Origin of the sequence: Sulfuricurvum sp. (assembly GCF_028688295.1) — a bacterium.
Lineage (GTDB): Bacteria > Campylobacterota > Campylobacteria > Campylobacterales > Sulfurimonadaceae > Sulfuricurvum.
This window is the reverse complement of record NZ_JAQTYM010000003.1, coordinates 69,071-81,454: the sequence shown is the minus strand read 5'-3', so window position 1 is coordinate 81,454 and position 12,384 is coordinate 69,071. Positions and strand designations below refer to the sequence as shown.

Sequence of the window (12,384 nt, the reverse complement as noted above, 5' to 3'; positions counted from 1 at the left end):
CAATTCGATCCAACCGCCGTCGCGACGTTTGCGACTATCGGTTACCGCGATACGGTAGAAAGGTTGTTTTTTGCGACCCATACGGGTTAAACGGATGACTGTTGCCATTGTGTGTCCTTTAAATGTTGTTTTGCACCAAGAAGTTTAGAAGAGTGTTTTACCCACAAAAGTAAAAGAAAAACCTCTAAGCTTCTTCAAATGCTAAAGACTAAACTCATAACGAGTGCAGTATTTAGCATTTGTGTTGGCAAAGTTAACGCGGTAAACGCGCACCTTGCATTTGACCCATCATACTCTGAAGGTCTTTCATCCCTGATTTACCGGAGAATCGTTTTGCCATTTTAGAGGCATTTTTAAATTGTTTTAAAATACGGTTCACTTCGATAATATCCAAACCGCACCCTTTTGCCAAACGGGCTTTTCGGCTGTTATTCAAGAGTTCCGGATCTTCGCGCTCTTTCACCGTCATCGATGAAACTAATGCTTTGATCTGTTTGAGCTGACTAGAGTTTTCCAAATCGAAATCTTTGAGTGCAGACGCCATGCCACCCATTCCAGGGATCATTCCCATAATGGATTTCATACTCCCCATTTTTTTGAGGCTCTCCATCTGCTCCAGGAAGTCGTTAAAGTTGAACTCCCCTTTTTTGATCTTTTTGGTAAGGATTTTCGCCCGTTTTTCATCGATGACCGATGCGGTTCGCTCAGCAAGACCTTCGATATCCCCAAGACCCATAAGGCGATTGACGATACGATCAGGGAGGAAGATTTCGAGATCTTCCATTTTTTCACCCGCACCGATAAAGCGAAGCGGTACTTGAATCTGAGAAGCGATACCTAAAGCCACGCCCCCTTTGGAATCCCCGTCGTATTTAGTGAGGATCACCCCATCAATACCGATTTTCTCGTTAAAGGTACCTGCGGTACGAACCGCGTCTTGACCACTAAGTGAATCGGCAACGTAGAAAATTTCATGAGGATTAGCAACGGCTTTCACTTCCGCTAGCTCGCCCATCAACTCATCGTCAATCGCCAAACGTCCTGCCGTATCGATCAATACGACATCAACCAATGCTTTTTTCGCGTGCTCAAGTGCCGCTTTGACCACATCAACCGGATTTTTACTTGCATCATCCGCGTAAAGTTCTACTTCGATAGAAGCACACACTTGACGGAGTTGCTCAACCGCCGCAAGACGCTGTAAGTCAGCCGCAACAACCAATACCCGTTTTTTCTGACGTGTTTTAAGCCAATTAGCAAGTTTACCCGTCGTCGTTGTTTTACCCGAACCTTGTAGACCCGTCATCAAAATAACGGTTGGAGATACCGGAGCATAGACAAATCCTGATTTCCCTTTGACGTCCAAAAGGGCATATAACGATTTGCGAAGCGCATCGAGAAATTGATCTTTCCCGATACCGCTTTGTTTGGTTTGGAGCTCAACCGAATCAATAAGGTCTTTGACGACTTTATGATTTACATCGGCTTTAAGCAACGCTTTTTTAAGCTCGCCAAGTGCCTTGGTCAACGCCTTTTCATCGTCGTGAAAACGGATTTTGCGTATGGCTGATGTAAATGATTCGGTTAGTGTATCGAACACTTTAGCTCCTAAATGCTTTGGTTACAGGGTATAAAAAGTTTCGAATTATACTTAATTTTTTCTTCAATTACAATTAGAGTATTTAACTTCCGAAATGCCCAAATACTTTCGGCTCAGGTGCTTCAAATGTTCGCCCCAATAACGTCACTTTTTTCGCGTGAAGCATTACGCGCTTCGACTGACGTCCGCCGTAGCTCTCATCCCCGATAATCGGATGTTGAGCGTATTTTAGGTGAGCACGAATTTGGTGCGTTCGTCCGTGATGGATAACAAGCTGAACTTTTGTCTTTTTTCCCGACACTTCGAGCGGTGTTACTTCGGTAATGGCAGGTTTGCCGTTTTTAGCAACCTTGGTGTAGGCTTTGTTCCCTTTTTTCTCCGTAATAAGCGGCTGATCGATGACGAATGGTTCACTTACCAATCCCTCTACCCATGCAACGTACTCTTTGTAAACATTGTCTTTTTTAAACTCTTGGATCGCTTTGGCTCGAAACTCTTCGTTTTTAACAAGCATCAAAACACCGCTCGTCTCACGATCCAAACGATGCAAAAGCTGTGAGCCTTTGAACTGTCGCTCAATCTCATCCGAGTTGACGAAAGCCGGTTTATCGATAACGATCAAATCCTCATTCTCAAATATCGGACGTGCCTTTTCCACTTTTTGGACGATGAACACTGTTTTTGCACTGATTTCACCCCGTGCGATCATCACCTTGTTATTCCCAACATAAACCAAACCTCTATCGATCAGTGATTTGGCCTCAGAGTTGGATATTCCCTCTTGCTCCGCTAGGAGCTTATACGCTTTTGGTTTTTCCATTTTATTTCTCCGTTAAATAATTTAATACTTTTTGCAGATCAACACTTCCATTGATCTGTGAAGGAGGCAAGGTTTCCGCATTTTTTAATGCTTCAGCAATACCTTCCAATGAGCTAAACTGCACATGAGCGACGTATTTAAATAGCTCACGCTGTAAAAACATCTCCTCACCGCTAATAATCTTGCACCCGAATGTCGCCGGTTCGAGCGGGTTATGCCCACCGATAGGTGCGAATGCCCCCCCTAAAATCGCTACATCGCTGATGGCGTAGAGGTTGTTTAGCTCCCCCATCGCATCGACGAGAACAATATCACTTTGCAATGCTTGTGACTCACTCCAACGTGACAGACTCATCATCGGAGCCGTTTTAGAAATCAGTTCCCCTACTTTCGCAAACCGTTCGGGATGGCGCGGAACGACCAATAACCGCGCAGAAGGGTTATGCTCACGGTAAGCGATAAACCCTCGGATGATCCCCTCCTCTTCCCCCTCGTGGGTGCTTGCGGCGACGATGATCGTCCCCTCAGGTTTAGAATACTTCTTACTTGCCTCGATCTTTTGGGCAAGTTTGATATTCCCGACCACTTCGACATTACGGGCACCTAATGCGATAAAGCGCACCATATCTTCGTTGCTTTGGCAAAAAATACGATCACATTGCGACAATAAAATTCGATAAAACCACCGCATCCGGTAGTATTTCGGAAAGCTACGATCACTAATGCGCGCGTTTAGGGCAATAACCCGTCCACCTCTGGTTCGCGCTAAACGAAACAACAGATACCAAAACTCCGCTTCGAGTACCACTACCGTTTTAGGACGTTCAATCCAAAACCATAACCACATCTCATAAGGGAGATAGCGTACCTGAGCGGCGTATTTGGATGCCGCTTCATATCCCGTGTGGGTTATCACACTGATAGCGATACGTTTGTCTCTTAATTTCTCCAATATCGGGGCAATCGCTTTTGCCTCTCCGAGAGAACATACATGAAACCAAATATCATGCGGTTGGAACGGAGGATTTTTAATTCCAAAAAAACGGGATGGAATTGAATCGCGATATTTCTTTTTAAATGAAAAAAGGATTAAAAGAGGAAGGGCAACGACGTAAAATAACGTCGCAACCAAAGTATAAAAAAGGTCGAAGACTACGTTACGCACCGATAGCGTCAGAAGACGGTTCAAGGAATAAAATACGTCCGCAGTGTGGACACATTGTTATCTCTTCACCTTTGATAACGTCACTGTAGACTTTATCGCTGATGGCCATATAACAACCCATGCACGCTTGGTTTCGTACCGCAACAGCAGTCGTATTTTTAGCCCAACGACGAATTTTTTGGTAGAACGACAACCCTTTTTGGTTCATCGCGCCGACCAATGTCTCTTTACGTCCAAAGACCTCTTTACGTTGCTCATCAATGCGTGCTAATTTAACATCAACATCTGCTTTAACACCGGTTAATGTGCTTTCGATTTCTGAGGCTTTATTTTCGAGTTCATCGATTTTACCTTGTTTATGAGAAATTAGTTTTTCCAAACGTTCAATCTCTTCATTGGCAAAACTGACTTGCTCTTTCGCAATCTCTTCTTCAAGTTGAAGTGATTTCATTTCGCGTTCAGTTTTAACTTCACCGCTTTTACGAGCATTTTCGTCAAGTTTTGCTGAAAGTTCCGCGAGGTGAAGCTCATTTTTATGCTTTTTGATTTGCTCATCTTTGATCTCTTGTTTAAGAGCATTAATCTCATTGATGATACTATTTTTAGTCGCTAGAAGTGCATCATATTGAAGATTAGCTTCTTCGATTTGCGGTTCAAATGCATCGATCTCTTTGTCGACCATTGAGAGTTCGATCAATTGTTCAAGGTGTTTGTTCATACGGTTCCTTTTGGAGTTACACAATTACCTAATTCAAGCTCAAAGATAGGTGAAGGGGTTTTTTGATGGTGAAATTATAACACTCAATCCTAATTTTTCCAAATGCCCCCCTAAAACGTCACCAAAATAGCGTTCGCTTTCATAGTGTCCTATGTCAATCATCGATAATCCAAGCGCGTGAGCTTCCATTGCATCGTGATATTTGATATCTCCGGTTAAAAAACACTCGGCTTCGATGTTACGCATTAACGATGCACCTGAACCCGTTACCAATGCACAAGTTCGGATATGTTCATGACATTTAACCCCTCGTGTATGTGGCAAGTTTAAAGCTGTTTTGATTTTTTTAGCAAAGGTTTCATACGCTTCGTCAACCCCTAAATAAGCGACAAATCCCTCTTTTGCGATAATGGGATAGCCTAAAACTTTAGTAGCAACGTAATCGTTAAGATGGGTTTGGTCAAAATTGGTATGCATCGCAATATTGCTGATATTTTTTCGAATCATAGGAGCCAGAATTTTCGCAGGATATTGGTTGAACTGAAGCTGCTTAAGTCCGCCGAAAATGATCGGATGGTGGGTAATCAAAAGGGCATTTTCGGGGATGGATTCGATCAACTCTTCATCTATATCGATACTGAGTACCACATGGGTAATTGCTTGGGAAAAATCGCCTACCAACAGACCGGAGTTGTCCCACCCCTCTTGTAAAGAAAAGGGAGAAATTTCATCGAGGTAAGTATAAATCTCTTTTACCGTCATTTTTCATAACTCCTTTTGTGCCGTTTGAATCTCACATGGACGGCTTGTGCACCTGAGAGGGGATCAGAGTATTTAAACTCAAACTCTCCCAAACTTTCGATCAAATCAAGAAGTTTTTTAAAACCGTAACTACGCGGATCGAATTCGGGAGATTTGTTGATGAGATTCTGTCCTATAGAGCCTAAATACGACCATCCCGCTTCGTTCGTTGTGTCTTCAACTGCATTGCGTACGAGTGCCAAAAGTGCTTTGTTATCGGATTTTATTTTCGCCGTAACTGCCTCTTTGTGATTAGCGTCTCGACGGAGATTCTCGGTGTAGATAAATTTATCACACACGCCAATAAACGCTTTAGGTGTTTTTTGTTCCCCAAATCCATATACCTTGATCCCCGATTCACGGATACGGCTGGCCAGACGGGTAAAATCACTGTCACTGGAAACAATACAAAAGCCATCAAAGTTTTTCGTATAAAGCAAGTCCATCGCGTCGATAATCATCGCACTGTCGGTGGCATTTTTCCCCGTAGTGTAGGCAAACTGCTGCATCGGATGAAGTCCGTGTTCTAAAAGGGCATTTTTCCATCCCTTAAGTTTAGTATCGGTCCAATCGCCATAAATCCGTTTGACACTGGCGATACCGTGGGAGGCGATCTCATCCATCAGCCCCGCGATGATAGAGGGTTGAGAGTTATCGGCATCGATTAATACAGCCAAACGGGCTTGATGGTCGATCATTGGGTACTCCCTAGCGATAAAAGTGCTTCGCGGGCTTGTGAGAAGTCGCTATCAATTTCCAAAGCACGTTTATACATACTTCTCGCTTCCTCAATATTACCCATATCTACTAATAAATTTCCGTAATTGTAAAATGTCAGTGCATACTCATCATCAATTTCAATCGCTTTACGATAATGATCTTGAGCACGTTCGTAAGCCATCTCTTGTCGATACAAAGAGGCGATCGCATTGTGCGTCAAATCATCATTTTCATCAAGTTCCAATGAGCGTTCATATAATTCGATCCCTTTTAGCGTATCTCCGCTCTTTGCAGTGACAAAAGCTAATTTGTTAATGATTTCGGGGTTATTCGGCTCAATTTGTGATGCCTCTGTGAGTGCATCTTTGGCAGTTTCAATCTCTCCGCTCTCATACGCATGGTCTGCTTGCGCTACTAAAGCCTCTGCCGTGGGGATATTTGCAACAGCTGCAGATTCGTTTACGTCAGCTTTTTTTTCTGGCGCATCTTCCAAGGTTTGGACGTGTCGATAGATCTGATATGCGAAAAAAAGTGTCGCACCAAGCATTAAAATTTGAAATGTAGACATAGTGTTCCTTTTTTGTAACGATAAGTATAATATAATCCCGTTAACTTAAAACCAAAATCGGTAACAATCATGCCTAATAATTACAAAGATCCAGCACTTTATATCAATCGAGAGCTTTCTTGGCTCCAATTTAACACCCGTGTTTTAAAACAAGCACAAGAGGAATCTCTACCTCTTTTTGAACGACTCAAGTTTTTGGCGATTTATGGAACCAATCTTGACGAGTTTTACATGATCCGTATCGCGGGGCTTAAAAAACTCTTCAGCGCCGGTGTCAATGTCTCAGGAGCGGACCGGTTTACCCCTTTGCACCAACTGCGTGAAATCCGTTCTTATCTGCATAAAGAGCAGCAAGAGGTAGAAGAATGTCTTCTAGGAATTATGGAAAAACTCGAAAAAGAGGGGATATTTTTTAAATCCTATAAAGAGACAACGCCTCAACAACAGCAAATATTGGATAAATATTTTAAAGAGAACATCTATCCGGTTATCGTTCCAATTGCGGTCGACGCTACTCACCCTTTCCCACATCTTAATAATCTTAGTTTTGGGCAAATCGTGAAACTTCGGGACAAAGATGACACAAGCGTTGAGCGTTATGGGATTATCCGTATACCACGCGTGCTACCTCGTTTTGTCGATATCGACAACCGTATCTATATCCCGATAGGAAGCATCGTCTCTGAGCACATCCAAGACCTCTTCCCCGGCTATGAACTCATCAAATTCTCAGCATTTCGTATCACCCGAAATGCCGATATCGCGATTGAAGAAGAGGAAGCGGATGATTTTATGGAGATCCTCGAAGAGGGGTTAAAACTGCGTAAAAAAGGGGAAATCGTCCGTCTTGAACTCAGTAATCATGCCGATGATGATCTTCTCAATTTCTTTAACCGTCATGCCAATGTTTTCAAAGATGATATTTATCGTTTCCAAACCTATCTCAATCTTGGAGCTCTCTGGCAGGTAGTCGGAAACAAAGATTTTGCCCATCTCACGAGTCCAAGCTTCAAACCTCGTAATCTTCCGCCGCTTGATTCAGATGAGAGCCTTTATACCATTTTAGACAAACAAGATCTCGTTATTTATCACCCTTTTGAGAGTTTTGAGCCGGTAGTTCGCCTCATCCAAACGGCAGCAAAAGATCCAGACGTCGTCTCTATCCGTATGACGCTCTACCGTTCAGGCTCCAAATCAGTCATCGTCCAATCACTCATCGCAGCAGCCGAATCGGGCAAACAAGTAACGGTTATGGTTGAACTGCGAGCCCGTTTTGATGAAGAGAATAATCTTCAATGGGCAAAAGCACTAGAGAGTGCCGGAGCGCATGTTATCTACGGCATCACAGGCTTTAAAGTTCATGCGAAAGCGGCGCTCATCACCCGTCGCGTAGATGGAAAACTTAAACAATACGCCCATTTGGGAACAGGAAACTACAACCCCTCTACCGCAACCGTCTATACCGATATCAGTTACATGACCAGTAACGATGCAATCACCTACGATATGACCCGATTTTTCCACTTTTTGACTGGATTTAGTAAAAAAGGGAAACTCAACGAGCTTTACATGGCACCGACCCAGATCAAACCAAAAATTCTCTCCCTAATCCATAATGAAACACGTATGGGAGCCGAGGGAATCATCATCGCTAAAATGAATGCACTGGTCGATGAAGATATCATCCGTGCCCTTTATAAAGCATCACAAGCGGGGGTAAAAATCGAGCTTATCATCCGTGGGGTCTGCTGTTTACGCCCTGGTGTTGAGGGGATGAGTGATAACATTCGTGTCATCTCCATTATCGGAAAATATCTCGAACACGCCCGAATTTTTTACTTTAAACACTCGACGCCGCAAACGTATATCTCTAGCGCCGATTGGATGCCGAGGAATCTGTTGCGACGTATCGAGCTTCTAACGCCGATTGCCGGTGAAGAGGCCTCCAACAAGCTCATCCAAATTTTGCAATTGCAAACGTCTGATAATGTCCTAGCACATGAGTTGAAAAATGATGGAACCTATGTTAAAGTGACACACGATGGGCAGAATCTGATCGATAGCCACCAAATCGTTGAAACCCATACCAACAAAGTGTATAATTCGGTCAAAAAACAGACTCCGAATTACGTGCAGCAACTCACTACACGCCTCTTCAAGGAGAGCTGATAAGAGGATACCAATGATTGGCAATTATTTGCACTACACCCCTGAGATAAAAGAACGTGTTTGGATTGCAGACTCCGCCGATGTCATCGGACGGGTATCGATGGGGGAAGATGTCAGCATCTGGTTTGGCTGCGTCGTACGCGGTGATGTCCACTTTATCACTATCGGTGATCGCTCCAATATCCAAGATTTAAGCATGGTTCACGTCACCCACCACAAACGTGACGACATGTCAGATGGTTATCCCACTATCATCGGTAATGACGTGACCGTAGGGCATCGAGTCATGCTACACGGTTGTACGATCGAAGATGCCTGCTTGATCGGAATGTCCGCCACGATCCTCGATGGTGCCGTAATCGGCAAAGAGTCCATTGTCGGAGCAGGTGCTTTAGTCACGAAAAACAAAGTTTTCCCTCCCCGTTCTCTCATCATGGGAAGCCCCGCAAAAGTCGTTCGTTCCCTTACTGATGAAGAGGTTGCAGAACTTTACGCCTCCGCCGCACGTTACGTTAGTTTCAAAGAAAACTACCGCGCACCGAATGTTTGATCTCGTAGTAGCCGCCGATATTCTCGGAATTGTCGCCTTTACTCTGAGCGGTTTTTTGGTCGGAGTACGCAACAATCTCGATCTCCTCGGTCTGATCATCTCTGCCTCTCTTACTGCACTTGGCGGCGGAGTCGTGCGCGATGTCATTCTGGGACGAACTCCTTTTGCTTTTAACGAATACTATCCTGCTATCACGGTCATATTAACTATCCTCCTTGCTTTTGCTTTTCGTTTGTATCGTCGTAAACAGTTGGAGCGTCAATGGCTTTTTATCATCTCTGATACGATTGGGTTGGTGGCGTTTAGTATCACCGGAGCACTTCTAGCGATCGAGGTAGAGTTTAACTTTTTCGGTGTTATGATCTTGAGCTTTCTCACAGCAGTCGGCGGCGGTGTATTACGTGATACGATGATTAATCAGGTTCCCTCTGTTCTTATCAGCGATTTTTATGGCTCCATCGCTATCATCGTTTCCGTTTTACTCCTGGTTTTAGCCCAAATGGATATGATCAATACGTGGGGCGTTGCCGGTGTTGCAACTTTTGCAATCTTTTTGCGCCTTTTAGCGTATACCAAACAATGGCATCTGCCTAAACTCAATATGGATCACTAATGTCAAAATTCAAACTGCTTTTTTTAGCCCTGCTTCTTGGAGGCTTCATCGATATCGGCCGTTATTTTATCTATCCGAATATCTCAGACTTAAACGATATTAGACCTATACCTACCGCTTTTATGGAATATCGCCAAGAAGAATGGGCAGAAAAGAATAAAGAGATGGAAATTACCCACAAATGGGTCCCGATCTCCAAAATCTCTCCGAACGTAATCAAAGCGGTTCTCATCGCCGAAGATGACGGTTTTTGGAATCATGACGGTTTTGATGTCAAGGGGATGGAAAATGCCATCGAGAGAAGTCTCAAAAAAGGGGTAGTTGCCGGCGGAAGCACTATCAGCCAACAGCTCTCGAAAAATCTCTATCTCTCCCCCAGTAAAAATCCCGTTCGTAAAGTCAAAGAAGCGATCATTACCTGGCGTATCGAAAATACCGTTTCAAAACGCCGTATTTTAGAGATTTACCTCAATGTGGCCGAATGGGGAGATGGGATATTCGGTATCGAAGCAGCTGCGCGCCATTACTATCATAAAAGTGCGAAAAATTTGACGGGCAGAGAAGCGGCACGTTTAGCGGCTGTACTCCCAAATCCGATCAAATACAATCCGATAGGAAGCCAAAAGTACGTTAAAAACCGAGCCCGTATCATCTATAAAATCATGAAACGCAGAGGAATAGTCATACCTCAATACCAAGAGGTGATGGCACCTCCTAAAAAAGAAGAAATAGCGGTCGAAAATAATGAAACGGAATCTGTAATTGAGTTATTCCCTACTGAAGAGATCGAAAACAACCTCCCCTTAGCGGATGAGAATGTACTTGAACCTACGACACTCCCCTTGAGTGAAGAATCAAACGATCCAACCCCCGCCGAGTAATTTTTCACCCTCATAAAAGACTCCGGCTTGTCCTGAAGCGACTCCGAAAACCGGTTCTTGAAGTTCTACGTGTGCATGCGTGCCATCGATAACGACATGGCATTTTACCGCCGTTGTACGGTAGCGGAGTTTTATTTCACAATCAAATTCAGTGCGATCATCGAATCTATTAACCCGTTCGAGATCAACACGTCTACACTCTAAATCTTCTCGCGTTCCAACGACGATTTGATTCGTTTCAGGTTTGATCTCAACAACGAAGTGCGGATCATGGGCACCGTGAACATTAAACCCTTTTCGCTTTCCAATCGTATAGTGCATGTATCCTTTGTGTTTACCGACAACTTTACCTTCCATATCGAGAACATCCCCTTCTTGATCAACGGCAACGTAGGGTTTTAACACATCCATATAGGTGGTTTCGACAAAACAGATTTCACTCGATTCACCCTGAGAAGCGAATGATTCTAACCCCTCGACACTCGCGGCGAAGGCTTTGATATCACTTTTGTGCCGTTCACCAAGAGGAAATAATAATCGTTTCACCAATGCGGGGTCAATGTAAAAGAGAAAATAGCTTTGATCTTTCGTATCATCATGTGCTTGAAGAAGATATTGTCCATCATGCCGAATGTAATGCCCAGTAGCAACGTAATCAGCCCCTAGAGAATCAGCAAATGCAACCATCGCACCGAATTTAATATTTCGATTACATAATGCACACGGGTTAGGGGTTTTCCCCTCTTTGTATGTTTCGATAAAAGGGGTAAAAACTTTTTCGTTAAATTCCTCTTGTAAATCGAGGATATGGAGTTTTACTCCCGCAAAATCAGCCGCCTTCTGCGCACGAATCTGATGAATCTCATGATAGCCTGGTTTGGAGTGGAGTTTCATATAAACTCCCTCTACCTCATAGCCCTGCTCTTTAAGCAGTAGGGTAGAAACGGTGGAGTCAACCCCGCCGCTCATTCCAATCAATACTTTTTTTGCCATTAAATAGGGCTCCCATCACATATTGGTCTATTATCAAAATACGAAGAAAGAACTTTGTAATACTTTGTATCGTCCAAACCTTCTTTTTCCAAGGTTGCCATTTGTGCAACCAGTGATTTTTCAATCTCTTGAACCACAAAAGCCAAATCATCCGTCAGCGTTATTAAACGCACATCTTTGGGTTCAATCATCCCCTCAGCAAGCATTTTATCGTTAATAAACTGCATTAATGGCGCGTAAAAGTCTGTTCCGATAACAAATAAACGCACTCCCCAAACTTTTCGGGTTTGTATCAACGTCAATGCTTCAAACATCTCATCAAGCGTTCCAAACCCTCCTGGAAAAATGACGTATGCCATTGAATATTTGACAAGCATCACTTTACGAGAGAAAAAGTAATCGAAGCTTCTCCCTTTGGTAATGTATGGATTGGGTTGCTGCTCTTCTGGAAGTTCAATATTAAGCCCAATAGATTCAACATTTTCATGATCATACGCTCCGCGATTAGCCGCTTCCATCACTCCGGGGCCACCGCCGGTTATGATGTTGTATCCCCGTTCTCCAAGCATACTTGCCAATTCCGTAGCTTGCTTATAATAAGGGTGATTTTCATCCAACCGTGCACTTCCGAAAATCGTTACCGATGGACCAAGGTCTCCTAATTCATCAAACCCCTGTACAAAGTCGGCAATAATCTTAAAGACACTCCAAACATCCGCTGACTTTATGTCTTTTACGTAACGATTACTTTGGTACTCTTTCTTTTTCCCTCGTCGATGTGGCACT

14 protein-coding genes are annotated in these 12,384 nt (G+C 43.6%); 4 read left to right on the top strand and 10 right to left on the bottom strand.

Translation table 11 applies throughout. The features are described from left to right. The 8 genes from rpsP to PHR02_RS01910 all read right to left on the bottom strand — a co-directional run. The coding region (rpsP, locus tag PHR02_RS01945) for a 30S ribosomal protein S16 (RefSeq protein ID WP_299988160.1) at positions 1 to 108 on the bottom strand (108 nt) is incomplete at its 3' end. Between the two features lie 145 nt (positions 109 to 253). Continuing rightward, positions 254 to 1,600, bottom strand: coding sequence for a signal recognition particle protein (gene ffh, locus PHR02_RS01940; RefSeq protein ID WP_299988145.1), 1,347 nt, complete (start codon positions 1,598 to 1,600; stop codon positions 254 to 256). Positions 1,601 to 1,682: 82 nt separating this feature from the next. After that, the gene (locus tag PHR02_RS01935) at positions 1,683 to 2,420 is read right to left on the bottom strand and encodes an RNA pseudouridine synthase (protein ID WP_299988142.1); all 738 of its coding nucleotides are present in this window, start codon (positions 2,418 to 2,420) and stop codon (positions 1,683 to 1,685) included. A 1-nt stretch (position 2,421) separates the two neighbouring features. Next, positions 2,422 to 3,585 carry a lipid IV(A) 3-deoxy-D-manno-octulosonic acid transferase gene (waaA, locus tag PHR02_RS01930; protein WP_299988139.1) on the bottom strand — a complete coding sequence of 388 codons (1,164 nt, stop codon included), beginning with the start codon at positions 3,583 to 3,585 and terminating at the stop codon, positions 2,422 to 2,424. Further along, entirely contained in the window at positions 3,578 to 4,303 is a 726-nt protein-coding gene (locus PHR02_RS01925; protein WP_299988136.1) for a zinc ribbon domain-containing protein, read from the bottom strand. The genes waaA and PHR02_RS01925 overlap by 8 nt, the downstream gene beginning before the upstream one ends. 39 nt (positions 4,304 to 4,342) lie before the next feature. Further along, the gene (locus PHR02_RS01920) at positions 4,343 to 5,065 is read right to left on the bottom strand and encodes a Nif3-like dinuclear metal center hexameric protein (protein ID WP_299988133.1); all 723 of its coding nucleotides are present in this window, start codon (positions 5,063 to 5,065) and stop codon (positions 4,343 to 4,345) included. Beyond that, entirely contained in the window at positions 5,062 to 5,802 is a 741-nt protein-coding gene (locus PHR02_RS01915; protein WP_299988131.1) for an NYN domain-containing protein, read from the bottom strand. The genes PHR02_RS01920 and PHR02_RS01915 overlap by 4 nt, the downstream gene beginning before the upstream one ends. Then, entirely contained in the window at positions 5,799 to 6,392 is a 594-nt protein-coding gene (locus PHR02_RS01910; RefSeq protein WP_299988129.1) for a tetratricopeptide repeat protein, read from the bottom strand. Before PHR02_RS01910 ends, PHR02_RS01915 begins: the two co-directional genes overlap by 4 nt. A gap of 69 nt (positions 6,393 to 6,461) precedes the next feature. Between PHR02_RS01910 and PHR02_RS01905 the strand changes: the two genes are divergently transcribed. The 4 genes from PHR02_RS01905 to mtgA are packed head-to-tail and all read left to right on the top strand — an operon-like array spanning position 6,462 to position 10,605. Next, positions 6,462 to 8,561 carry an RNA degradosome polyphosphate kinase gene (locus PHR02_RS01905; RefSeq protein ID WP_299988126.1) on the top strand — a complete coding sequence of 700 codons (2,100 nt, stop codon included), beginning with the start codon at positions 6,462 to 6,464 and terminating at the stop codon, positions 8,559 to 8,561. Between the two features lie 13 nt (positions 8,562 to 8,574). Then, positions 8,575 to 9,111: a gamma carbonic anhydrase family protein gene (locus tag PHR02_RS01900; protein ID WP_299988123.1), complete on the top strand. Its 537-nt coding sequence runs from the start codon at positions 8,575 to 8,577 to the stop codon at positions 9,109 to 9,111. Then, the gene (locus PHR02_RS01895) at positions 9,104 to 9,724 is read left to right on the top strand and encodes a trimeric intracellular cation channel family protein (RefSeq protein ID WP_299988120.1); all 621 of its coding nucleotides are present in this window, start codon (positions 9,104 to 9,106) and stop codon (positions 9,722 to 9,724) included. The genes PHR02_RS01900 and PHR02_RS01895 overlap by 8 nt, the downstream gene beginning before the upstream one ends. Then, entirely contained in the window at positions 9,724 to 10,605 is an 882-nt protein-coding gene (mtgA, locus tag PHR02_RS01890) for a monofunctional biosynthetic peptidoglycan transglycosylase (protein ID WP_299988118.1), read from the top strand. The genes PHR02_RS01895 and mtgA overlap by 1 nt, the downstream gene beginning before the upstream one ends. Here the strand turns inward: mtgA and mnmA are convergent. Beyond that, positions 10,579 to 11,598 carry a tRNA 2-thiouridine(34) synthase MnmA gene (gene mnmA / locus PHR02_RS01885; RefSeq protein WP_299988117.1) on the bottom strand — a complete coding sequence of 340 codons (1,020 nt, stop codon included), beginning with the start codon at positions 11,596 to 11,598 and terminating at the stop codon, positions 10,579 to 10,581. The two genes, mtgA and mnmA, sit on opposite strands and share 27 nt — an antisense overlap. Next, a complete protein-coding gene (locus tag PHR02_RS01880) occupies positions 11,598 to 12,383 on the bottom strand; it encodes a TIGR00730 family Rossman fold protein (protein WP_299988115.1) in 786 nt (261 codons plus the stop codon). The genes mnmA and PHR02_RS01880 overlap by 1 nt, the downstream gene beginning before the upstream one ends. Between the last annotated feature and the right edge of the window lies 1 nt (position 12,384).